This is a genomic window from Nocardia albiluteola, from assembly GCF_018860155.1.
Classification (GTDB): domain Bacteria; phylum Actinomycetota; class Actinomycetes; order Mycobacteriales; family Mycobacteriaceae; genus Nocardia; species Nocardia albiluteola.
In genome coordinates this window covers 534,996-558,663 of record NZ_JAHKNI010000001.1, presented here as the reverse complement: position 1 = coordinate 558,663, position 23,668 = coordinate 534,996, and the positions used below count along the sequence as shown (strand labels likewise).

Annotated in this window: 20 protein-coding genes and 1 pseudogene; 8 read left to right on the top strand and 13 right to left on the bottom strand. The window is 68.9% G+C overall.

All coding sequences use genetic code 11. From position 1 onward, the window contains the following. Positions 1–39: 39 nt before the first annotated feature. A complete protein-coding gene (locus KO481_RS02560; protein WP_215915274.1) occupies positions 40–996 on the bottom strand; it encodes an EamA family transporter in 957 nt (318 codons plus the stop codon). 75 nt (positions 997–1,071) lie between these two features. Between KO481_RS02560 and KO481_RS02555 the strand changes: the two genes are divergently transcribed. Then, positions 1,072–1,992: a LysR family transcriptional regulator gene (locus KO481_RS02555; protein WP_215915273.1), complete on the top strand. Its 921-nt coding sequence runs from the start codon at positions 1,072–1,074 to the stop codon at positions 1,990–1,992. 518 nt (positions 1,993–2,510) lie between these two features. On the opposite strand, the pseudogene KO481_RS02550 reads toward KO481_RS02555, so the two are convergent. Beyond that, positions 2,511–4,025 (bottom strand): annotated as a pseudogene (locus KO481_RS02550) (nucleotide-binding protein); the annotation flags it as partial. A gap of 596 nt (positions 4,026–4,621) precedes the next feature. Between KO481_RS02550 and KO481_RS02545 the strand changes: the two are divergent. Continuing rightward, entirely contained in the window at positions 4,622–4,993 is a 372-nt protein-coding gene (locus KO481_RS02545) for a hypothetical protein (protein WP_215915272.1), read from the top strand. 4 nt (positions 4,994–4,997) lie between these two features. Here the strand turns inward: KO481_RS02545 and leuA are convergent, their stop codons facing one another. After that, positions 4,998–6,788, bottom strand: a complete 1,791-nt coding sequence (gene leuA, locus KO481_RS02540; protein ID WP_215915271.1) for a 2-isopropylmalate synthase — start codon at positions 6,786–6,788, stop codon at positions 4,998–5,000. Between the two features lie 189 nt (positions 6,789–6,977). Continuing rightward, positions 6,978–8,093 carry a PLP-dependent cysteine synthase family protein gene (locus KO481_RS02535; protein ID WP_372451881.1) on the bottom strand — a complete coding sequence of 372 codons (1,116 nt, stop codon included), beginning with the start codon at positions 8,091–8,093 and terminating at the stop codon, positions 6,978–6,980. A 323-nt stretch (positions 8,094–8,416) separates the two neighbouring features. On the opposite strand from KO481_RS02535, the gene KO481_RS02530 reads away from it, so the two are divergent. Beyond that, positions 8,417–9,544, top strand: a complete 1,128-nt coding sequence (locus tag KO481_RS02530) for a DUF5685 family protein (RefSeq protein WP_215915270.1) — start codon at positions 8,417–8,419, stop codon at positions 9,542–9,544. A 168-nt stretch (positions 9,545–9,712) separates the two neighbouring features. Here KO481_RS02530 and KO481_RS02525 read toward each other — a convergent pair whose 3' ends face one another. From KO481_RS02525 to KO481_RS02505, 5 genes are all read right to left on the bottom strand, one after another. Further along, positions 9,713–10,369: a hypothetical protein gene (locus KO481_RS02525; RefSeq protein ID WP_215915269.1), complete on the bottom strand. Its 657-nt coding sequence runs from the start codon at positions 10,367–10,369 to the stop codon at positions 9,713–9,715. Beyond that, positions 10,366–10,587: a hypothetical protein gene (locus KO481_RS02520; protein WP_215915268.1), complete on the bottom strand. Its 222-nt coding sequence runs from the start codon at positions 10,585–10,587 to the stop codon at positions 10,366–10,368. The genes KO481_RS02525 and KO481_RS02520 overlap by 4 nt, the downstream gene beginning before the upstream one ends. A gap of 89 nt (positions 10,588–10,676) precedes the next feature. After that, positions 10,677–11,291: a LysE family translocator gene (locus KO481_RS02515; protein ID WP_215915267.1), complete on the bottom strand. Its 615-nt coding sequence runs from the start codon at positions 11,289–11,291 to the stop codon at positions 10,677–10,679. 78 nt (positions 11,292–11,369) lie between these two features. Continuing rightward, positions 11,370–11,978, bottom strand: a complete 609-nt coding sequence (gene recR, locus KO481_RS02510; protein WP_215915266.1) for a recombination mediator RecR — start codon at positions 11,976–11,978, stop codon at positions 11,370–11,372. A 16-nt stretch (positions 11,979–11,994) separates the two neighbouring features. Next, positions 11,995–12,330, bottom strand: a complete 336-nt coding sequence (locus KO481_RS02505; protein ID WP_215915892.1) for a YbaB/EbfC family nucleoid-associated protein — start codon at positions 12,328–12,330, stop codon at positions 11,995–11,997. A gap of 145 nt (positions 12,331–12,475) precedes the next feature. On the opposite strand from KO481_RS02505, the gene KO481_RS02500 reads away from it, so the two are divergent. After that, positions 12,476–13,069, top strand: coding sequence for a hypothetical protein (locus KO481_RS02500; protein ID WP_215915265.1), 594 nt, complete (start codon positions 12,476–12,478; stop codon positions 13,067–13,069). A 10-nt stretch (positions 13,070–13,079) separates the two neighbouring features. Here KO481_RS02500 and KO481_RS02495 read toward each other — a convergent pair whose 3' ends face one another. Continuing rightward, positions 13,080–13,514: an SRPBCC family protein gene (locus tag KO481_RS02495; protein ID WP_215915264.1), complete on the bottom strand. Its 435-nt coding sequence runs from the start codon at positions 13,512–13,514 to the stop codon at positions 13,080–13,082. A 119-nt stretch (positions 13,515–13,633) separates the two neighbouring features. Between KO481_RS02495 and KO481_RS02490 the strand changes: the two genes are divergently transcribed. The 3 genes from KO481_RS02490 to KO481_RS02480 all read left to right on the top strand — a co-directional run bounded on the left by KO481_RS02490 (position 13,634) and on the right by KO481_RS02480 (position 17,396). After that, the gene (locus KO481_RS02490) at positions 13,634–14,293 is read left to right on the top strand and encodes a DUF2076 domain-containing protein (protein ID WP_215915263.1); all 660 of its coding nucleotides are present in this window, start codon (positions 13,634–13,636) and stop codon (positions 14,291–14,293) included. 353 nt (positions 14,294–14,646) lie between these two features. Beyond that, positions 14,647–16,083, top strand: coding sequence for an FAD-binding oxidoreductase (locus KO481_RS02485; protein ID WP_215915891.1), 1,437 nt, complete (start codon positions 14,647–14,649; stop codon positions 16,081–16,083). Beyond that, a complete protein-coding gene (locus KO481_RS02480; RefSeq protein ID WP_215915262.1) occupies positions 16,080–17,396 on the top strand; it encodes a class I SAM-dependent methyltransferase in 1,317 nt (438 codons plus the stop codon). Before KO481_RS02485 ends, KO481_RS02480 begins: the two co-directional genes overlap by 4 nt. A gap of 12 nt (positions 17,397–17,408) precedes the next feature. Here the strand turns inward: KO481_RS02480 and KO481_RS02475 are convergent, their stop codons facing one another. Further along, complete coding sequence (locus tag KO481_RS02475; RefSeq protein WP_215915261.1) at positions 17,409–21,014, bottom strand: serine/threonine-protein kinase; 3,606 nt, start codon at positions 21,012–21,014, stop codon at positions 17,409–17,411. A 222-nt stretch (positions 21,015–21,236) separates the two neighbouring features. Between KO481_RS02475 and KO481_RS02470 the strand changes: the two genes are divergently transcribed. Beyond that, positions 21,237–21,854 (top strand): maleylpyruvate isomerase family mycothiol-dependent enzyme, encoded by a 618-nt coding sequence (locus tag KO481_RS02470; protein WP_245400231.1) that lies wholly within the window; start codon positions 21,237–21,239, stop codon positions 21,852–21,854. Positions 21,855–21,991: 137 nt separating this feature from the next. Here KO481_RS02470 and KO481_RS02465 read toward each other — a convergent pair whose 3' ends face one another. Continuing rightward, entirely contained in the window at positions 21,992–23,239 is a 1,248-nt protein-coding gene (locus tag KO481_RS02465) for an RNA polymerase sigma factor (RefSeq protein WP_215915260.1), read from the bottom strand. Beyond that, positions 23,236–23,625 carry a YciI family protein gene (locus KO481_RS02460; RefSeq protein WP_215915259.1) on the bottom strand — a complete coding sequence of 130 codons (390 nt, stop codon included), beginning with the start codon at positions 23,623–23,625 and terminating at the stop codon, positions 23,236–23,238. The genes KO481_RS02465 and KO481_RS02460 overlap by 4 nt, the downstream gene beginning before the upstream one ends. Positions 23,626–23,668 lie beyond the last annotated feature (43 nt).

Here is a 23,668-nt window from a genome sequence, read left to right as displayed (position 1 = left end):
GGGTGCGGCAAGTTTCGGACCAACGGTTCCGTTGCCGAGTTACTGCTGGACTGGCACCGCCTGCATGTCCAGGACCGGCGAATCGTTCGGCACCACGTCCCGGCGCCGCCCACCGGAGGTCGCCGCGAACGCGCCCGCGATCACGATCACTCCACCGATCAGCGACGGGGCCGTCGGCCGCTCGCCCAGGAAGGCCCACGACGCGGGGATGCCCACCACGGGAACCATCAGCGAGAGCGGTGCGACCGCGCCCGCCGGATAGCGGCCCATCAGATAGGTCCACAGACCCGAGCCCACCACGGTGGCCAGCACCACCGTGTATGCCAGTGCGGCGAGAGCGGGCCAGCCCGTGGCCGAGAAGGAGGCCGCGAGCGCATGAACACCCGCAATCGGCCCCTCGATCAGCAGCGACAGCGCGAACAACGGGATCGGCGGCACCACCGCCATCCACAGCGTCAGGTGCAGTGGATCGACCTTCCGGGCGGGATCCGAGGCAGAGCCCGCCGCGGCGAGCCGTGAGCCGATATTGCCCAGCGCCCATCCGAGCCCGCCCGCCAGCGTCAGCAGCACGGGCACCAGCGCGGCGTGCTGGGCCCGGTCCCACCCGATGACCACCATACCGAGTAACGCGGTGGCCAGCCCGAGAATCTTTGTGGCCCCGAGCCTTTCGCGCAGCAGCAGCGAGCCGAGCAGCACGGTGAACGGCGCCGAGGACTGCAGCACCAGTGAGGACAGCCCGGTCGGCATGCCCGCGCGCATGGCGGTGAACAGGAACGCGAACTGCAGCACCCCGAATCCGAACCCGTACAGCAACAGCCACCGCAGCGGCACCCGCGGCCGCGGCACCAGAATCAGCACGGGCACCGCGATCACCGCGAATCGCAACCCCGCGAAGAACAGCGGCGGAAAGTGCTCCACCCCGATATGCAGAGCCAGGAAGTTCAGCCCCCAAAGCAGTACGACGGCCAAGCCGAGCAGACGATCACGGTAACTCACACCGCTCATCTTGAGGACGCGGATCTATTAGAACAATCGAATATAAGTGGATTGATACTGTAGTAAAACTGAACAATGCAGGAAGGATCCTTCACCTCCGCCGAGCGGCTGCGGGTGCTGCGCGAATTCGCCGATCGCGGCACGGTCGCGCGGGTCGCCGAGGCGCTGTCGATGACGCCGTCCGCGGTGTCGCAGCAGCTGAAGGCGCTCGCGCGGGAGGCCGGGGTGGCGCTGCTGGAACCCGACGGGCGCCGGGTGCGGCTGACCGACGCCGGCCACGCGCTGGCGATCCGGGCCGATGAGGTGCTCGCCGCGATGGACCGCGCCGCGGCCGAGATGGCGCTGTACCGGGGCTCACCGCGCGGGCAGGTGCGGGTGGCGCTGTTCCCGTCCGGGGCCGCGCTGCTGCTGCCGCACGTGCTGGCCGCACTCGCCGAGAGCGGGGTCGACATCGTCGCCCGCGATGAGGACGTGCCGCCCACCGCCGTGCCGCGCCTGCTCGCCGACTACGACGTCGTGCTGACCCATCGCGACGAGCGCGCCGGCTCGATATCCGGGCCCAGGGTCGCCGCACAGCAGTTGATGCGCGAGCCGATCGACGTCGTTGTCGCCCGCGGCCACCGTCTGGCCGATCGCGAAACGGTCACCCCACAGGAGCTGGCGCAGGAGTCCTGGCTCAGCGTGCGCGGCGGCTTCCCCGTCGACGACGTCCTGCGATCGATCGCCACCGTCACCGGCGTCCAACCACGAATTACTCAGCGGCTCAACGATTTCAGCGTCATCGAGGAGCTGGTGGCGGCCGGGCACGGCGTCGCCCTGATACCGCGCCACGCCGTACGCCACCCCGGCCTCGCGGTGCTGCGCCTCTCCGGCGTCCGCGCGGCCCGCCTGTACGACCTGGCCACCCGCCCGCACGCCGAGCGCCGCCCCGCCGTGGCCACGGTGCTCGACGCCTTCCACACCGCCGCCCACACCGTGACCGCCGGGGAATGCTGACGCACACGGCCACTGCGGCGCGCTAGGGACGAAATCAACTGGCGTGCAGCCAATCACGATCGATCCTGCCGACAATCTGACTGGACACACGCTCCTGCGCGATCGGAACGCGCCCACTCATGGCGGCACCCCACACGGCGAATTCGACGGCGGCCGGATTTCCCGACACGTATTTCGGTCATCCGCGAGCCGCAAAGCGCTTCCCGGTCCGCCCTGTTCACGCCATCACGACCGGGACGCGCGCCTCCCGGAAACCGAAAGGCTCGGCGAATCACCATGATTCGCCGAGCCGTTCGTTATCGCGTTGCACCCCTGGGCGGTTCGCAGCGCTACTGACCGTAGTGATCCGGTCCCGCGAACGGGTCTCCCGGATACGGTCCCGGCTGGCCGGGGTAAGGGCCCTGCGGACCGGGGAACGGCCCCTGACCCGGGTACTGACCCGGGCCGCCCGGGAACTGTCCCGGCTGGCCCGGGTACTGGTTCGGCAGCGGGAACGGGGCCTGCGGAACGTTGAAGCCGAAGTCGTCGGCCACCATTGCCGCCAGCTCCAGTAGGGCGGTGCGGGTCGGCTTGCTCACCAGCTCCAGATCGATCTCCGCGCCCTCGGCGAGGTGGTCGTCGAACGGCACCACCTGCACCGCCCGGGTGCGGTCCAGGAACAGCTTGCGCAACTGATCCAGATCCACCGTGGACGCGCCGCGCCGAGAGGCGTTGACCACCACCACGGTTCGCTCGACCAGCTTGTTGTAGCCGTGATGCTCGAGCCAGTCCAGCGTGGCCGAGGCGCTGCGCGCGCCGTCGATCGCCGGGGAGGTCACCAGGATCAGCGAGCTGGCCATGTCCAGCACGCCCGACATCGCCGAGTGCATCAGACCGGTACCGCAGTCGGTGAGGATGATGTTGTAGAACTGCTGCAGGATGCTGATCGCGCGGCGGTAGTCCTCCTCGCTGAAGGCCTCCGATACCGCCGGATCCTGTTCGCTGGCAAGCACTTCCAGTCGGCTCGGGGCCTGCGAGGTGTGCGCCCGCACGTCCGAGTAGCGACTGATGTTGCGGTCCTCCAGCAGATTCCGGACCGTGGAGCGGGTCTGGCGCGGCACCCGGTGCGCGAGCGTGCCGAGGTCGGGGTTGGCGTCGATGGCGATGACGCGGTCGCCGCGCACGGAGGCGAAGGTCGAGCCGAGGCCGACGGTCGTCGTGGTCTTGCCGACGCCGCCCTTGAGCGACAGGATCGCGATCCGGTAGTCGCCGCGAACCGGCTGATTCACCCGCTCGGTGAGCTCCCGGACGACGACATCCGCCGAGGACTCACCCGGATTGATCGCACCACCGGACATCTTGTGCACCGCGCGGCGCCAGCCACTGCGCGGCGAGCGCCGCGCCCGCTTGAGCAGGTTCAGGTCGTTCACCGAATGGCCGGGCTGCCCGAGCTGCTGCTGCATGTGCTGCGGCGTGAAACCCTGCTGCTGCGGCGGCTGCTGCTGCGGCGGCTGGGGAGGCTGCTGCGCCTGCGGCGGTTGCTGCGGGGGGTGCTGCTGCGGGAAGTTCGGCTGGCTGGGCGGACCGCCCCACCCACCGGGCTGCGACTGCTGCTGCGGCGGCGGCTGATACGCCGGGGGCGCGGGTGGCGGCGGCGGGGCCCAGCTGAACTGCTCGCCGCCGTACTGCTGCGGTTCCGCCGCGGGCGCAGCCTGCGGATCCTCGTTGAACACGCGGCGGACCATGCCGTCGCTGCCGATCTCCTGGCGCACCTCGCCGTAGGGCGTCTCCTGGCGCGCCTCACCGTAATTCACCGGTGGCTCACTGAAATTCGGCTGCGCGCCCGCCTCCGGGCCGGGCATCTCGCCGTAGGGCTGCGGCGGCAGATCGCCGAAGTTGGGCGGCGCGAACGACGTCGGATCCGCCGGGCCGCCGGGCGGGGCGAACGGACCGCCCTGCTCCGGCATCGGGAAGCCGCCGGGCGGCGCGAAACCGGGGTTCGGCGCGAACTGCCCCTGCGGCGTGAAGGGCGAGGGCGGCGGGAATCCGCCCATCGGCTGGCCGCCGGGCGGCGGGAACGCGCCCTGGTGCTCCTGGCCGAACTGGTGCTCCGGGAACTGCCCCTCGAGCGGGAACTGCGACTGGGCACCCAGATGCTGTTCCGGACCGGGCTGATGGTCGTGCTCGAACTGCGGCCCGCCCGGGAACGGAGTCTGCTCCATCGAGTCGGGCACCGGCGGGAACATCCCGGATGCCTGCTCCTCCTCGCCCGCCCCGTCGTAGCTCGATTCGGCCGGCTCGGCGTCCGGTGCGGGTTCGTCCACCCGTCCGTCGTTGTGCGGAGCCACGGTCGGATCGTCGTGCTCGGTGGTCGTGTCACCGCCGTGGCCCTGCAGCCACGGCGGCGAGGTCGAGTTGTCGTTGGTCACGTATCCCCCATCTGCTCGGGAGTTTTCGAGCAGTGAGCTCGGCTCTGATGCTGTTCAACGCTAGCACGCTGCGCGGATGCTCGTGGGTGGCACAGACCTGCGGCAAACCTGTACGGCGGTGAGTTGTCCACGGGGGATATCCAGTTCGGCACGCCACCGTTACGATCTGCGCAAATGCGGCACCGGCGGGTGCGGCAACCGAGTCGAATCATGAACGGACCATGAACGCAACGCAGTTCTCGAGGCCCATGCGGCTCGCCCGCGACCGCATCGGAATCGGCACGATCACCGACTACGGATACGAGACCCCGTGGGCCACCGGAAGAATCGAGTTCCTCGATCCGACCCGCGCCGAGACATGCGAGCAATGCGTCGAATTCGAACGCTGGCTCGCCGAGACCGACGACCTGCCCGAGGACGACGCGCAATACGACGCCGCGTGCGCGCGTGAGGCCGCACGCCGCGGCCTCACGCCCGCGGACCTCGACCTGTTCCACTCCGGCGCCTGGACGATCACGACCGACGACGGGGACATCCACGATGTCCCCTCGCTGGAATTCCTCGGCGACGGCTACGTGCAGTGGCGCTGGTGAGGCGTCAGCGCTGCGCCCGGTTGACCGCGGAGACGACCGCGCGCAGCGATGCGGTGGTGATCGACGTGGCGATGCCCACACCCCAGCTCACCTTGTCCCCGACCGCGCACTCCACATAGGCCGCGGCCTGCGCGTCGTCACCGGCGGACATGGCGTGCTCGGAGTAGTCCAGCACCCGCACGTCGTAGCCGATCGGACCCAGCGCGTCGACGAACGCTGCCAGCGGGCCGTTGCCCTCGCCGGAGATCTCCTGCTCCACACCGTCGACCTTGACCACGGCGTCGATGTGGTCGGTGCCGCCGTCGGTCTCCGAGGCCGATACCCTCTGGCGCATCCGCTCCAGCGGATTGATCGGGTTCAGGTACTCCTGGGCGAAGACGTCCCACATCTCCTTCGGGCTGACCTCGCCACCCTCGCCGTCGGTGATCTTCTGGATCGCCTGCGAGAACTCGATCTGCAGCCGCCGCGGCAGCACCAGGCCGTGATCGGTCTTCATGATGTAGGCGACGCCGCCCTTGCCGGACTGCGAGTTGACCCGGATCACGGCCTCGTAGGTGCGGCCGACGTCCTTGGGGTCGATCGGCAGGTACGGAACCTCCCAGGTGATGTCGTCCACATCGGCGCCCGCGGCGTCGGCCGCGGCCTTCATCGCGTCCAGGCCCTTGTTGATGGCGTCCTGGTGACTGCCGGAGAACGCGGTGTACACCAGGTCGCCGCCGTAGGGATGGCGTTCGTGCACAGGCAGCTGGTTGCAGTACTCCACAGTGCGGCGGATCTCGTCGATGTTGGAGAAGTCGATCTGTGGATCGATGCCGCGGGAGAACATGTTCATCCCCAGGGTGACCAGGCACACGTTGCCGGTGCGCTCGCCGTTGCCGAACAGGCAGCCCTCGATGCGGTCCGCGCCGGCCAGGTATCCCAGCTCGGCCGCGGCGACGCCGGTGCCGCGGTCGTTGTGCGGGTGCAGCGACAGCAGGATCGACTCGCGGCGGGCCAGGTTGCGGCTCATCCACTCGATCGAATCGGCGTACACGTTCGGGGTCGCCATCTCGACGGTCGCGGGCAGGTTGATGATCATCGGCTGGTCCGGAGTCGGCGCGATGATCTCCGAGACCGCGTCGCACACCTGCTTGGCGTATTCCAGCTCGGTGCCCGTGTAGGACTCGGGGCTGTACTCGTAGCGCCAGTTCGTGTCCGGGTAGCGCTGCTCGATCTGCTTGACCAGCGTCGCCGCGTCGGTGGCGATCTTCCGCACCGCGTCGCGGTCGGCGCGGAACACCACGCGCCGCTGCAGGATAGAGGTCGAGTTGTAGAAGTGCACGATGACGTTGGCCGCGCCCGCGCAGGCCTCGAAGGTGCGCTCGATCAGCTCGGCGCGGCACTGGGTCAGCACCTGGATGGTGACGTCGTCGGGGATCGCGTTGTCCTCGATGATCTCGCGGACGAAGTCGAAGTCGGTCTGGCTGGCCGAGGGGAAGCCGACCTCGATCTCCTTGTAGCCCATCCGCACCAGCAGGTCGAACATGCGGCGCTTGCGGGCCGGGCTCATCGGGTCGATCAGGGCCTGATTGCCGTCGCGCAGGTCCACCGCGCACCAGCCGGGCGCGCGGTCGATGACCTTGTTCGGCCAGGTGCGCTCGGGCAGCGTGATCGGCTCGACCTCCTCGGCGAAGGGCCGGTACCGGAAGGTCGGCATCGAGGAGTTCTTCTGCTGGTTCCACGCGGGCTGGTCGGCCGGGGCCGGCTTGGACGGCGCGGTGATGGCGCGCGATACGAAGGCGTCAGCAGGGGACATGCAAATCTCCAATAAGGGGTGGGTTGGGTTTCCCAGGTAATTGGGCGACCGGCACAGCTGAACCCCGCGACGGGAGCCGGTCCGTATCAGACCCCGTCGCGGCGGCCGAGGAGGAGTACCCGCTGCATGACGATCGCGAGTTTACAGGTCCGCATTCCTCCGAGGAAAGGGTGGGTGAACCCCACCCGGTCAGACCCGCAGCTCCCCCGAGATGAGGAAATCGCGCAATAGGTCCCGGTAGGGCTCGATATCGATGCCCTGGGACTCGAGCCAGTCCGCCGCGTAGTACTTATCGATATATCGATCGCCGGGATCGCAGATCAGCCCGACGACGCTGCCCTCACGACCCTCGCGGGCCATCTCGGACATGATGTGGAACGCCGCCCACAGCCCGGTTCCGGTGGACGCCCCGGCCTTGCGGCCGATCACCTCCTCGAGCACGTGCACCGCGGCGATCGCGGCGGCATCGGGCACATGGATCATCCGGTCGATGGCCGAGGAGACGAAGCTCGGCTCGACCCGCTGGCGGCCGATGCCCTCGATGCGCGAGCAGACCTCGGTGGTGACGGCGGTGTCGCCGTCGCGCCAGCCCGGGAAGAAGGCCGAATTGTCGGGATCGGCCACGCACAGGCCGGTCGAGCGGCCGGTATAGCGGATAAAGCGCGCGATGGTGGCCGAGGTGCCGCCGGTGCCCGCGGTCGCGACGACCCACGCCGGATCAGGGAAGCGCTCCTGGGACATCTGGTCGAAGATCGACTCGGCGATGTTGTTGTTGCCGCGCCAGTCCGTCGCCCGCTCGGCGTAGGTGAACTGGTCCATGTAGTGCCCGCCGCTCTCGCGCGCCAGCCGCGCCGCGACGTCGTACACCTCGTTCGCGTTGTCGACGAAATGACAACTGCCGCCGTGGAATTCGATCAGGCGAACCTTCTCCCGGCTGGTGCTGCGGGCCATCACCGCGATGAACGGGACCCCGATCAGCCGCGCGAAGTACGCCTCGGACACCGCGGTGGAACCGCTGGAGGCCTCGATCACCGGGCGGCCCGGGCGGACCCAGCCGCTGCACAGCGCGTGCAGGAACAGCGAGCGGGCGAGGCGGTGCTTGAGCGAGCCGGTGGGATGCGTGGACTCGTCCTTCAGATACAGGTCCACACCGGGCAACGCGGCGAGCGGCACCCGCAGCAGGTGGGTATCGGAGGAGCGGCGCGCATCCGCGCGCACCTTGGCGATCGCCTCGGACAGCCAGCGCCGGTGCTCCGGATCGTATCGATTGACATCGATCATGCCCGGTTCTGTGGACGTCGTCATGGGCACCTCCGGCGGTTCGGCAACAGGCTGGTTGCTGACGCTTCGGAACGCCACCATCGGGCGTGCGTGGCCATCGATGGGACTTGCGTCAGCCACTAGCTGCGACCTTACACATCAGCGCAGTCCACGGACCGCGAGGCTGCGGACAGTCTTGCCCACAATTCGCGCACGCGGGAGTCGCGACACACGCCGATCGCGATATCTGCCGACGGACCGCCCGGACCGGCAAACACCCCGCGTCCCGTGCGGATTCGGTTGTGTCCTTACCGGATTCACAGGTGATCTGCCGAGCGCACCCCGCCGATCTCCACTACCGTCGAGGCGTGTTCGGCATCATCCGCCCCTGTAAGCACAGACTGGGCGCAGAGTTGAGTTCCGCGTGGATGGCGCAGCTGTGCGGGCTCTGCCTGGCGCTGCGCGACGACCACGGCCAGGCCGCTCGCATGGCCACCAACTACGACGGCCTGATCATCTCGGCGCTGGTCGATGCGCAGGCGCCCCGGGCCACCCGCCGCGCCGCCGGGCCCTGCCCCCTGCGCGCCATGCGCACCGCCGACGTCGCCACCGGCGACAGCGTGCGGCTGGCCGCCACGGTATCGCTGGTGCTGGCCGCGGCGAAGGTGCGCGACCATGTCGAGGACGGCGACGGCGTCGCGGGGACGGCGGGCGTGCGGCCCGCCGCCCGGCGCATCGCCGAGCGCTGGGCCCGCCAGGGCGCCGAGACCGGCGCGGGCCTGGGCTTCGACACCGCGGTCCTGCTCGACGCGGTGGACCGGCAGCTCGCCGTCGAGGCCGCCGCCGGACCGCAGACCACCCTGCTCGAGCTCACCGAACCGACCGAGGCCGCCACCGCGGCGGCGTTCGGGCACACCGCGATCCTGTCCGGGCGGCCCGGCAACGAGGCCGCACTGATCGAGGCCGGTCGGCTGTTCGGCCGCATCGCGCATCTGGTCGACGCCGCCGAGGATCTGCACGAGGACTTCACGCACGGCAAGTGGAATCCGCTGGTGGCCACGGGAACCGCCGCCGAGGAGACCCACCGGCTGTGCACCGACGCGCTGCTGGGCATCGAATTGGCGCTGGCCGAGGCCGAATTCACCGATGGGCGGCTGGTGCACCGGCTGCTGACCAAGGAACTGGGCCGGTCGGTGCACCGCACCTTCAAGCACTCGGATCACGAGAGCTGCCGCGGCGATTCCACCATCGTCAACCGGCGCGGTCGCCGCGGCCGATACGGCCCGCCGCCGCCCGGATACGGCTACCCGCCGCCGCAGGGGTACTACCCGCCGCCCGGATACGGCTACGGTCCCCCGCCCCGCCGCCGCAGCGGATTCTGCCTGCCGTTCTGCGAGGGCATCGCCTGCTGCGAGTGCTGCCGGTGCAGCGAGGACTGCTGCTGCTGCACCTGCGAGGGCTGCGAATGCTGCGGGGACGGCTGCTGCGACTGCTGAATTCCGCTGGGATGCAGCGGATATCGGGTGCACGGCAAGGGCGAACCGAACAGCGGCAGCCGTGTGGAGCCCCTCAGGCGGAGTGACCCTCGAAGGTCGGGCTCCAGACACCGCGTCCAGGCGGGCGCGAGAGCTCGATACGCAGGCGGTACGAGCAGGTAGCTCCGACTAGGCGGAGTGGCTGTCGAAAGTCACACGCTCCCAGGCCACCTCGTCCAGACGGGCGCGGTCGCCGGCGGCCCACGCCCAGATCAGATCGGCGACCCGCTGCGGATCGGTGAGGGTGGCGCCGAAGTGCTTGTCGGCGCTGCCATCCCGGTATTCGAGGGTGTAATCGTCCGGGCCGTTGCGGTAGGTCTGGATATAGACCTCGGGGGCGCTCGCCACGATCAGATACGGCCCGGGCTCGGCGAGCGCGGGAATCCACTCGTCAACGAGTTTCCTTGTAAGATACGGGAATTCACCGGCTCCGCCGTGGGTCACCGCGATGTCGACGCGTCCGGCCGGGTCGATCAGCCAGCTCAGCTGCGGATCGAAGATCGCATAGTCCCGCGGCGTGGCCAGCTCGAACAGCAGCCCGCGCACGTGGCCGATCGCGTCGTAGGGGCTCGGGACGTGCAGGGTCGCGCCCGCGCCGTCGCCACCCACGTCCGCCGACAGGAAGCTGTCGGATTCGGGCAGCTCGGAGTTGCGCCGGATGAGCTCGGCCGCGATCGCCGCGACCGGCTCGGATTCCGGCCTGCCCTGCTGAGTGGTCAGATACTCCTCGACCTCGGCGGGCGTCGAGGCGACGCCGGACGGCAGCAGTACGTGGTCGTAACTCACCCGGCCAGGCTACGCGGCCGCCTGCGGGTCCCCGACACCGCGCACCCGCACCCGCCCGCCACGTCGAAGCAGTCGACGATGAAGCTGTGGCGGGACCGGTCGCCGTCGTAGCAGTTGTCGCCCTCCGTGCAATCCACCGACCAGTCGGTGTGCACGATCAGCGTGCCGTGACAGTGGTCGAGCGCCGAATCGCAGGACGTACAGACCCTCGTGCGCACAAGACCTCCTCCAGAGAGATGCTCGCATCCGGTCTACCACTCGAACACCCGTTCCGCCGCCCCTTTTCGCGTGTCGGGTCCGCGTGTCCCTACTGATTGGTGAGCGCCAGCCGCCCGGCCAGGGCGAGGAAGGACAGCCCGAACACCCGCCGCATCCATGCCGTGATCGCCGGACGATCGATGACATGCCTGCGCACGGCGGCGGCGAAGATGCCGTAGAGCGCGAACACCACGAAGGTCACCAGCATGAAAACGCCACTGAGCCAGAGCATCTGCGGAACGGCGTGGGCCGAGTGGGTATTCACGAACTGCGGCAGGAATGCGAAGAAGAAGATCGACAGCTTCGGGTTCAGCAGGTTGATCAGGATCGCCGACCCGATCACCCGCAGTCCCGAGGGGGCGGCGCCCGGCTCCGGCTCGACCGCGAGGGATCCCTTGTCCCGGAAGGTATTCCATGCCATGTACAACAGGTAGAGCACGCCGAGATACTTCAGCGTCGCAAAGGCGACCGCACTGGCGTTGAGCAGCGCGGCCAGGCCGGTGATCGCGGCGAGCAACTGCGGGACGATGCCGAGCGTGCAGCCGAAGGCCGCGACGATGGCGGCTCTGGCGCCGCGCTGCAGCCCGGCGGCCAGGGTGTAGAGCGCCCCGGTACCCGGGGTGACGACGATGACGAGGGTGGTAATGAGAAAGGCAAGGCTCATTACCCGGAGAGTAACCGGAATCGCCCTGCCTGCCTAGGCCCGAAATGCCCGGCCGCCGAACGCACTACCCGCTCACGCCTACAGCGTGCGGCGACCTGACAGCGCCCGGCCCAGCGTCAGCTCGTCGGCGAATTCGAGGTCGCCGCCCATCGGCAGGCCCGAGGCCAGGCGAGTCACGGCCAGGCCGGGGAAGTCGCGCATCATGCGGACCAGGTAGGTGGCCGTCGCCTCGCCCTCGGTGTTGGGGTCGGTGGCGATGATCACCTCGGTGACGTCCACGCCGTCGGCCTGATTTCCGATGCGCGCCAGCAACTCCCGGATCCGCAGCTGGTCCGGGCCGATGCCGGACAACGGATCCAGCGCGCCGCCCAGCACGTGGTAACGGCCCCGGAACTCGCGGGTGCGCTCGATGGCCTGCACGTCCTTGGGCTCCTCGACCACGCAGATCATGGTGCGGTCGCGGCGCGGATCGGCGCAGATGCGGCACAGCTCGCCGTCGGAGACCGTGCCGCAGACGGCGCAGAACCGCACGCCGTCGCGCACCTTCTGCAGCGCCGCCTGCAGGCGGTCGATCTCCGGCGGCTCCACCGAGAGCAGATGAAACGCGATGCGCTGCGCGCTCTTCGGACCGACGCCGGGCAGCTTGCCCAGCTCGTCGATCAGATCCTGAACCGGACCCTCGTACACCTGCGCCGCCTTTCGATCAGAACGGCAGGCCGGGCACGCCGCCGCCCATGCCACCGGCCAGCGGGCCCAGCTTCTGCGCCGCGAGCTCCTGCGCGCTGGCCATCGCCGCATTGATCGCGCCGACGACCAGATCCTGCAGCGTCTCCACGTCCTCGGGATCGACGACCTTCGGATCGATCTGCAGCGAGGTCACCTCGCCGGTCGCCTTGATCGTGACCTTGACCAGGCCGCCGCCGGCCTCACCCGGCACCTCGGCGGCCGCGATCTCCTCCTGCGCGGCCAGCACGGCCTCCTGCATCTGCTGCGCCTGCGCCAGCAATGCCTGCATATCGAACTGTCCACCGGGCTGCACGGAGGTCCTCTCTGTCATGGCGGAGTTTCCGACTCCAGGGTAGTCACGGTTCGGTCTACCGCAGCATCCGCGGGGCAAGTGCCACTTACGATCATTGTCACGCCGGGCGATCGTCGTCAGGACGGGATATCCGATGGAGGCGGCTATGCGGGTACACGGTCAGCTCTTGCAGTCGGCCCTGATGCGCTTCGCGGCGCTGGCGGGCCTGGCCACGCTGTGCATCGTTCCGACCACGGTCATCGCGCCGGCCGCACAGGCGGACACCAACTTCGGCGGCGGCTGCATCCTCTTTCCGAACGACCGCATGGCGACGGTGAACGCGCTGCGCACGCAGTGTTCGATCGAGCAGCAGGACAAGATCTTCTTCTCGTCCTCGCGCGGGGACGTCCCGATGGGCGTGACGGACGGCTGGGTGGCCCGCCCGCCCGTCCTGGAGACGCTGGCGCCGGCGTTCTGGATCGGCAAGACCTTCTACACGGGCCCGAACGGCGGCACGCTGCTGAACCGGATCACCGGCGCCAACATCCCCGGCTTCCCGGCGTACGTGTACTCGGCCCCCGAGCGCGTGGACCACCAGCCGGCCTGGATCCTGGACTACGCCCCGTCCATCACCCCGCAGATCCTCGATGAGATCCGCGAGGTGAGCCCGGGCGTGTGGTTCGGATACTCGTGGTGGCGCGGGGCTTTCGAGACCGCACTGCTGCTGAGCTTCGTGCTCATCGAGCATCGGCCCGCCTGAGCGCGCATCCTCAGCTCAGTGCGCCCTTGAGGTTTTCGAGCACCTGCGCCTGAATCTTCTTCAGCCCCAACGGCGCGAAGATGCCCTCGAAGAAGCCGGGGACGCCGCCGGCACCCTTCCAGCTGGTGCGCACGGTCACCAGCGAGCCGGTGCCCGACGGCGTCACCGTCCAGGTCGTCACCATGGTCGAATTCGAATCCCGTTCGGTCACGATCGAATCGGACACCGAGATCGTGGCGTGCACGTTGCGGGAACGCTTCTCGGTGGCCTGCAGCGTCCAGTCCGCGACCGTTCCGGCGCCCTTACCACCCTCGACCACCTTGTAATCGCGGTAGTGCGGGGTGAGGATCTGCGGGCGGACCGTCTCGTAATCCGCGATCGCCTCCAGGGTGCGCTGCGGTTCCGCCGGAACGACGATCGAACTGGATGCGCTGACCTGTCCCACAATGAGCTCCTCACTCGAGTCCGCAAATGCGATGGGCACGACGACTGCCGCCGAGCTATGCTACGCCGCGATCCGACGGGTCAGAGTCACCAGAGGCACCGAAGTCATACGGGGGGACAGTGCGCTACGTCATGCGCCTGCGGTCGATCGTCTTGTTCGCGTTCGGCATTGTGCTCGGCATCGCCATGGTGTTCTTCGGCATCTCGCAGCTGAACAGCCACGGCACGGTCGACTGCGGCGGAACCCAGATGCAGTCGGGCGACCACTGCGTGGAGACCGACAAGCACGGCCACCGCACGGTCCGCACGATCGACGAGCAGAAGTCCGACAACACCGAATCCGGCTGGATCGAAGTGCTGGTGGGCCCGCTGATCAGCGTCGGTTGCGGATTCTTGCTGCGCCGGGAACTGATCCGGGCCCGCGGTGGATCCGGCGGGTTCCGCATGCCGATGTTCGGTGGCGGCCGCGACATCTCCTCGTTCCAGGCCGACGCGGCGCCGTTTGCCCAGCCCAACGGCCCTGCCGTGCAGCAGAACCCGGGGCAGGCCGGCTACGGGCCCGGACCGTATCCGCCGCAGCCGGTCGCGGTGGCGCCGGGCTACGCGGCCCCGGGCCAGGGTTATCCACAGCAGTCCTACGGTGCGCCGCAGGGCTATCCCCAAGCGCCGAACAATCAGGGTTATCCACAGCAGCAGCCCTATCCCCAGCAGGGTGGCAATCCGCAGCAACACCCCGGATATCCGCCGCAGGGCCAGTACCCGCCCGGGCAGTCGTACTGAGCCGGTGTTCCGGATCGCCGGTTCACACCTCATGGACCCGATAGCTCGAACGATGCCGAACAGATACGGAACGCAGACTCCGATTAAGGCCCGGACCTCCGCATTCCCGTCCGCGCGGTGATCACTCTCCCAATTCGGCCATCCGGGGCATATGCCATCGCGACACGCCGCCGCCGTGCCCCGGCCGCAACTCGATTCCACCCGGAACCACCCTTGCAACCAGCGCTTTCACCGCCGCCCGCGATCTTGCTCGGCAACATCAACGCAATGCAACAGCTGTGTGAAAAATCGGCGATCCGGGTACCCTCCCGGTCGCCTCGCCCACCCCTGCGCGATAGCGTCTGGGTGTGGCAGTGAGTCTGTTGGGGAAGGCCGGACGCGCACCGGCCGCACACGAGTCGGGATTTGCCGCGCACCGGGCCGGGGTGGACCGCCTGCTGGCCAGCTATCGCGCAATCCCCCGCGATGCGAACGTCCGCCTCGCCAAGAAGACCTCGAACCTGTTCCGGGCCCGGGCCAAGACCAACGCGCCCGGTCTGGACGTGTCCGGCCTGACCCGGGTGATCGCGGTCGATCCCCAGGCCCGCACGGCCGACGTCGCCGGGATGACCACCTACGAGGACCTGGTCGCGGCGACCCTGCCGTATGGCCTGGCCCCCCTGGTGGTCCCCCAGCTCAAGACGATCACCCTGGGTGGCGCGGTGACCGGCCTGGGCATCGAGTCCACCTCGTTCCGCAGCGGCCTGCCGCACGAATCGGTGCTCGAGATCGACGTGCTCACCGGGGCGGGTGAGATCATCACCGCCACCCCGGACGGTGAGCACGCCGATCTGTTCCGGAGCTTCCCCAACTCCTATGGCACGCTCGGCTATTCGACCCGGCTGAAGATCGAGCTGGAGCCGGTGCTGCCCTATGTGGCGCTGCGGCACGTGCGATTCCACGATCTGCGCGAGCTCGAGGCGGCGATGGCGCAGATCATCGCCGACCGCGCCTACGACGGCGAGCCCGTCGAGTATCTGGACGGCGTCGTATTTACCGCGACCGAAAGCTATCTCGTGCTCGGCCGCCAGACCGACGAGCCCGGGCCGGTGAGCGACTACACCGGCATGGACATCTATTACCGTTCCATCCAGCACAATTCGGCGCAGCCCAAGCGCGACCGCCTCACGATCCACGATTATCTGTGGCGCTGGGACACCGACTGGTTCTGGTGCTCGCGGGCATTCGGTGCACAGGATCCGCGCATCCGCCGTTTCTGGCCCCGGAAGTACCGGCGCTCGAGCTTCTACTGGAAGCTGATCGCGCTGGATCACAAGTACGACATCGCCGACAGAATCGAGGCGCGCAAAGGTAGCCCGCCGCGCGAGCGCGTGGTGCAGGATATCGAGGTGCCGATAGAACGGACCGCCGAGTTCGTCCAGTGGTTCCTGGACGAGATCCCGATCGAACCGATCTGGCTGTGCCCGTTGCGGTTGCGCGACGATCAGGCGGATCCCGCCTCGCGGCCCTGGCCGCTCTATCCGCTCGAGCCCGCGCGCACCTATGTCAACGTCGGCTTCTGGTCGGCGGTGCCGACCGTTCCCGGCGGGGTCGACGGCGCGGCCAATCGGGCCATCGAGCGCAAGGTCTCCGAACTGGACGGCCACAAGTCGCTGTACTCCGATTCCTATTACGACCGGGACGAATTCGCGCAGCTCTACGGCGGAGACGTCTATCCCGAAGTGAAGAAACGATACGACCCCGATCATCGTTTGCTGGATTTGTATTCGAAGGCGGTGCAACGCAAGTGACCACATTCAAGGACCGTTCGGATGTATTCGCGGAGCTGGGAACCAAGCTCAGCATTGCGGAAATCTTCCAGAACCTGGTCGATGGTCCGGTGCCGATCCGGTTCTCCGCACACGACGGCAGCAGCACCGGGCCGGACGATTCGAAGTTCGCGCTCGAGATCCGCAATCCCCGCGGCATCAACTATGTCGCCACCGCACCGGGCGATCTGGGCATGGCCCGCGCCTACATCTCGGGCGACATGGTCGCCGAGGGCATTCATCCGGGCGACCCCTACGAGATCCTGCGGGCGATGGCCGAGCTGAAGTTCAAGCGGCCCTCGGCGCTGGCGCTGGTGACGATCGCTCGCTCGCTCGGCTGGGAGGCGCTCAAGCCGATCGCGCCGCCGCCGCAGGAGACGCTGCCGCGCTGGCGGCGCATCGCGCTCGAGGGACTGCGGCATTCCAAGCAGCGTGACGCCGAGTCGATTCACCACCATTACGACGTCTCCAACACCTTCTACGAGTACGTGCTCGGCCCGTCCATGACCTACACCTGCGCGTGTTACGAGGACGAGGGCCAGACCCTCGAGCAGGCCCAGGAGAACAAGTACCGCCTGGTGTTCGAGAAGCTGAACCTGAAGGCGGGCGACCGGCTGCTCGATATCGGCTGCGGCTGGGGCGGCATGGTGCGTTACGCGGCGGCCCGCGGGGTCAAGGTGATCGGCGCGACGCTCTCGGCCGAACAGGCGGAGTGGGCGCAGCACAAGATCGCCGAGGAGGGCCTCTCGGACCTGGCCGAGGTCCGCCACTCCGACTACCGCGACATACGCGAATCCGACTTCGACGCGGTGTCCTCGATCGGCCTCACCGAGCACATCGGGGTGCAGAACTACCCGTCGTACTTCGGATTCATCAAGGGCAAGCTGCGCGACGGCGGCCTGTTCCTGAACCATTCCATCACCCGGCACGACAACACCCGGACCACCAAGGCGGGCGACTTCATCGACCGCTACGTCTTCCCCGACGGCGAGCTGATCGGCTCGGGCCGCATCATCAGCGACATCCAGAACACCGGCCTCGAGGTCCTGCACGAGGAGAATCTGCGCCCGCACTACGCGCTGACCCTCGCCGAATGGTGCAAGAACCTGGTCGCCAACTGGGATGCGTGCGTCGCGGAGGTCGGGGAGGGCACCGCGAAGGTGTGGGGCCTGTACATGGCCGGCAGCCGACTGGGCTTCGATCGCAACGTGGTTCAGCTGCACCAGGTGCTGGGCATGAAGCTCGGGGCCGACGAACGCTGGAACGTGCCGCTGCGCCCCTGGTGGAAGCCCTAGCCGCAACAGCGTCTAGAGCGAGTCCAGGAAGCGGTGGGTTTCCTCGGTCATCTCGGAATGCTCTGCGCCCATGACCATTTCGTTGCGCATCGTGTGCAGCAGCGAGAGCACCCCCGGTCCGGCGTCCAGCAGCGGTCTGCTCCAGCCCAATTCGGCGCAGCGGATCACGACCGGGGTGAGCGTGTGGATGGATTCCCCGGTCCAGCCCGCCGCCGACAGGCATTCCGCGAGCAGGATCGCCGAGTCCAACTGCGCACGGGGACGGTCCTGTTCGGCCATCCGGCTGTGCAGCGCCCGGGCCCGTTTCACCGCGGAATCGCCCACACCCAGCGGTGCGGCCTCCGCGCCGTACAGGGGATCGAAGCCGCCGCTGGCATAATGCCGCGCCAGTAGCGCACGCACGGCGGCGATCTCCTCGGCCTCCGCGCTCAGGGCGGCGGTTCCGGTGGTGTGCCGCAGCGGCCGCGGCCCCGCATCGGCGCCGGAACCGCCCGTGTCGACGCTCAGCGCCAGCCGCAGTTGTTCGGCACGGACATGGGCGGCCAGCCGGATCAGCCTGCGGTCCGCCGCGATTCGTGCCCCCTCGGCCAGCCGGGCGGCGGCGGCCTGACGGTCTCCGCGGGCCGCCTTGACACGCGCGCCGACCACGAATGTGGTGATCATGAAGTCGACCGGGCCGACCCGGGCGATCAGCTGATGACTCTGGTCGAGCAGCCGCTCGGCCGCATCGAGCTCCCCGCGCCGGTAGTTCAGCTCGCCCAGCAGCGCCGCGGCCGCCCGGATCGCGTGCGAGCGTGGTCCCGAACGATCGCGCGCGGTCCGCCAGGCCTGCTCGTAACAGCGTGTGGCCGTGTCGATATCGAGCTGCTCGTAGGCCGCGCCGCCCTCGTTCAGCAGCCCGAGCACCTCGCCGAGCGGATCCTTCGACCGCTCGTGATAGGGCGCGGCCCAGTCCTGCATCTCCCGGGCGCCGTCGAAATCGAACTCGCACAGACGCACGTACGACAGCAGGTTGGCCGCGGTCGACACCGTCCAGGGCGGCAGCTGGTCGGCCACGGCCAGCGGCTCGGAAACCCGTTCGGCCACACCGTCGGTGCGGTCGCGCGCCACCAGCTCGGCGGCGGCCAGCACGGCGGCCTCGCACCGCTGCCGCACGGTGTCGGCATCGGCCGGTGAGGTGCGGGCCAGCATGTTCGTCACCCGGCTCAGCGCGCTGCGGGCGGCGCTGGACTGCTGCAAATTGATATTGGCGCGGGCCAGCGCCAGCATCAGCCGCGAGCGCGTGGCCACCTGCTGCACAGGCAGTTTCGAGACCGAACCGAGCAGCGTGGCCAGCCGCGAGGTGTCGATCAGGTCCATCCCGCCGCCCTCGAGCAGATCCAGCGCCAGCTTCAGGTCCGTGGCCGCCAGCGCGTGGTCGACGGACTTGCGCAGCAGCTGATGCTCGGCGTACCAGCGAGATGCCTTGCGGTGCAGGCCCTTCAGTGCGCCCGGGGATTGCCGCTCGAGCCGCGCGCGCAGTTGCTCGGCGAACAGCGGCGCCAGCCGGAACCAGCCGGGATCGTGGTGGACCGGGCGCAGGAACAGCTCGCGGCGGTGCGCCTGCGCGAGCAGCTCCTCCGCATCGGGCTCGCCGCTGAGCGCACCGGCCAGCGACGCGCAGACCTTTTCGGTGGCCGAGATCGCCATCAGGAAGTTCAGCATGCGCGGTTCGAGGGCATCAAGCACGTTCTCGGCCAGATAGTCGCCGATCGAGGCGTCCGGACCGGACAGGTGCGCGATGAGCTGCTCGGTGTCGACGCTCGACGGCGCGCCCGGACGACCGGCCAGGGCGCGCAGCGACAGGCTCATCAGCTGGATCGCCGCGGGCCAGCCGTCGGTGGCGGCGTAGATGCGCTCCACCTGCGCATCGGACAGCTCGAAACCGTTGCGCTCCACCAGGATTCCGCGCGTCTCCGCCGGTGTCAGACGCAGCTCGCGGGCGCCGATCTCGACCAGCTCGTCGCGCACCTGCAGGCGGCTCAGCGGCAGGCCGGCCCGCTCGCGGGAGGTGACGACGAATCGCAGATGGTGACATGCGTTGTCCAGCAGCGCATCCATCGCGCGCTGCGCCCCGGCGTCGGTGATCCGGTGCCAGTCTTCGACCACCATGACCACCGGGCGGCCGCCGGCATGGATCTCGTCGATCAGCGTAGAGATCACATAGGGCGCGGCCTCAGCGGAACGCTCCTCGAGCAGCTGCTCGAGCCCGTCTCCGATCTCCGGATACACCCGCCGGATCGCGTGCACCAGGTGGGCCAGCAGCCACACCTCGTTGTCGTCGTCGCGATCGATTCCTATCCAGGCCACCGCATCTCCGCGCTCGGACAGCTCGGCCTGCCACTGCGCGACCAGGGTGCTCTTGCCAAATCCCGCGGGGCCGTGGATGACCGCGAGCCGCCGGCGGCCACCGGCCCGCAGGATCTCCAGCAGGCGCGGCCGCGGGATCGGCTCGCGGGTGGGGGTGGGCGGGCGGAATTTCGTTGCGGCCGTGGGCGGTAGCGCCGTGGTGGGCGGCCGTGCGATGGTTCCGCCCGGGGGGATGCCGGAATCGGACGGCGGCCGCAGCGTCAGCACGCTGCGCTGGCTGCTCATCAGCGAATGCGTCGTATCCCCCTGCGCCCCTTCGGGATCGCCGGCCACGCCCGGTTCCAGCAGCGCCATCTCGTCCTGCGACTGCCCGAGCTCGTGCTGCGCGGACCGCAGCAACTCGCCCAGCGCCCGGGCCGATTCCGGACGTGCGGCCGGGTCCGGCGACATCGCGAGTTCGATGGCGCCCGCCACGTCGGGGGGGATGTCCTGCTCCCGCAGGTCCGGAACGGGCTGGGTGGTGATGCGCAGGAACTGCGCCACGATCTTCTCCCCCGACTGCCGCTCGTACGCGGCGTGGCCGGTCAGCAGCGCGAACAGCGTCGCGCCCAGGCCGTACACGTCCGAGCGGACGGTGGCCTGTTCGCCCTTGAGCACCTCGGGCGCGGTGAAGGCCGGCGAGCCGGTGATCATGTTGGTGGAGGTCCGGAAGCCGCCGGGAATGTGGGCGATGCCGAAATCGGTCAGCTGCGGCTCGCCGTACCTGCTGAGCAGCACGTTGGCCGGCTTCACATCCCGGTGCAGCACCTCGACGCGGTGCGCGCTCTCGATCGCACCGGCCAGCTTCACCCCGACCCGCAGCGTATCGGCCCAGCTCAGCGGCCCGCGATCGCGAACCAGCCGCTCCAGCGACCCGTGTACCGCATAGGGCATCACGATGTAGGGCAGGCCATTGGCGGTGACGTCCACCTGCAGCACGTCCACGATGTTGGGGTGGCCGGACAGCCGCCCCATGGCGTGTTCCTCGCGCAGGAACCGTTCGCGGCTCTCCTCGTCGATCTCCGAGGACAGGATCTTCACCGCGACGATGCGGCCCAGGGCGCGCTGGGCACAGCGAAACACGACCCCGAAGCCACCGCGCCCGATCTCCTCGGCATCGAACAACCCCATCGCCTCGAGCTCCTCGGCGATGTCCAACGGCAGATAGTGCTGGGTGTTCGTCTCAGGGGGAGTACCGGTGCGGTGGATCTTGTCCATGCGTGGATCCATCGCGCACCACCCTCGAACGTCTCCGCTTACCTCCAACGTAGCTCGCGTTACCGCGATGCGTCCGTAATTCCGGTCACGTGTTTCGCCACGTCCCGCGGCACCCGGACGCGGGGATGCGGGCGGTCCGGAACCCGGTGGGAATGCCTCGCCCAGCAACGATCCCAAGCCGGGAATCTGTCAACTACGATCCGTCATAGACGGGCGGGAAAGGGAAGTTCTCACATGACGAGCTATCGGGCGCTGCGGGGCATGATCGCCGACGAGCGGCGCGATATCGTGGCGACGCTGCGAACCCTGTCGGACGAAGAGTGGTCGGCGCCGTCGCTGTGTGCGGGGTGGCAGGTCCGGGACGTGGTAGCGCACCTGGCCTCCGACGCGTCGGCACTCACCTACGCCGCCACCACTGTGCGGCAGGGATTCTCGCCCGACCGCGTGAACAACGCCCTGGTGCGGCGTCATCGGGCGCTGCCCCGCGCGCAACTGACCGACCTGCTGGAGGACACCGCCGGCCGGGGCATGCTGGCGACCACCCTGCCCGGCATCATGCTCGCGGACGCGGTAGTGCACCACCAGGACATCCTGCGACCGCTCGGACGCACCCGCCGGATTCCACCCGAGCGGTTGCGGCACGCGATCGCCCACCCGGACCCGTTCGCCTACCCCGGCAGGCGCACCCGGGGCCTGCGGTTCGTGGCGACGGATCTGGACTGGTCGTCCGGCTCCGGCCCCGAGGTGTGTGGCCCGGGCGAGGCGCTGGCGTTGGCGATCGCGGGCCGTCCCGTCGTGCTCGACGAACTCGACGGCGACGGAGTTCCAGTTCTGCGTGCCCGAATGGAATGAGGCCGGGGACACCGGGCGCGCGCTCGGCCCCGCTCTGCCATGCTGGAACCGGTCGGCGGCAGACACCCGAAAGGCTTTCTCCAACTCCGTATCTCAGCTTCGCGTCACCGTAGCTCGCGCTGCGCCTGGGTGCACAGTCAGGTGTGGTGGTGGACAGCCGCGTCCAACCGTGCGACTTGCGAACGGAGATAACGGCTTTCGGGAAGGCTGGTGGTCCGTTGCGCGGCCGCCTCGTAATCCGCACGGGCGGAGGGCAGATCGCCATCCATCTCGAGTAGATGCGCCCGGACTGCGAGCAGGCGATGATTCCCGGACATCCACCCGTCGGTTTCCAGGGTCGAGAGCAGATCCAAGCCGGCCCGTGGGCCCTGCACCATCGCAAGGGCCACCGCCCGGTTGAGCCTGACCACAGTGGTCGGCCACCTGTTCTCGAGCAACTGGTACAGCATGAGAATCTGCGGCCAATCGGTGTCGCCCGCGCTCGCGGCCTCGCCGTGGACCGCGGCGATGGCGGCCTGGAGCTGATAGGGACCGATGGGCGCGCGCCGCAATGTCCGGTCAAGCAGTGCCGTGCCGGCATCGAGCAGGTCCCGGTCCCAGCGGCCGCGATCCTGGTCGGCGAGCGGGATCAGGGCTCCGTCGGATGCGGTGCGCGCGGCGCGCCGGGCCTCCGTCAGGAGCATGAGCGCGAGCAGTCCCGCCACCTCGCCCTCGGCCGGGAGCAATCGGTGCAGCTCGCGGGTGAGCCGGATGGCCTCGCCAACCAGGCCGGGGTTGTGCAGATCGGGGCCCGATGTCGCGCTATATCCCTCGTTGAAGATCAGGTAGAGCACCTGCAGTACCACCGGCAGGCGCTCGTCGAGCTCGGGGGCATCGGCGAAACCCGTCGCCCTGATGGTCTTCTTCGCGCGGCTGATGCGCTGGCCCATCGCCGCCTCCGGGACGAGGAATGCCCGGGCGATCTGGCCGGTGGTCAGTCCGCCCACGGCACGCAGGGTCAGCGCCATCTGCGAGGACGGACTCAACGCGGGATGGCAGCAGAGCAGCAGCAGGAGCAGCGTGTCGTCGCCGTGCGGAGTCTCGTCGTCACCGGGCCCGGGGGCGATCGCCTCGGACGACGGCGCCAGCGTGGCCACGGTGACCTCACGCTGCCGACGCGCGGCCTCGCTGCGCTGCATGTCGGTGAGGCGGCGGGTGGCCACCGTGATCAGCCATCCCGCCGGGCTGTCGGGAATTCCTCGTTCGGGCCACTGGACCGCGGCCGCGAGCAACGCTTCCTGGGTCGCGTCCTCGCACGGTCCGAATCCGCCGTCCCGCCGCACGAGCTGACCGAGGACCTGCGGCGCCAATCGGCGCAGCAGGTCCGCGACGGGTCCGGTTGTCACAGATCCGGACCGGACAGCGTCATGATGGGCCTGACCTCGACGGCTCCGTAACGGGCATCCGGAAAGCGGGCCGCCAGCTCGACCGCGCGTTCCGGGCTGTCGCAGTCCACCACGAAATAACCGGCCAGATGCTCCTTGGCCTCGAGGAAGGGCCCATCCGTGGCCGCGGGCACCTCGTCGCGCACGCGCACCGTCTTGGTGAGGACCGGATCCGCCAGCGGGGCGTGCTCGCAGAGCTCACCCGACTCGGATATCTCGGTGAGGAGGGCGGCGAACTCACGCATCTGCGCGTCGCGTTCCTCGGGTGATTGCGGCACGTGCTGGTGCAGGAACGTGGGGTGTTCCCAGTTTCTCGGGTTGCTGTAGATCAAGAGCAGGTATTTCAATCCGGTGTCCTTCGGTCCGGCGCCCGGTCGGCGCTCCTGTGGA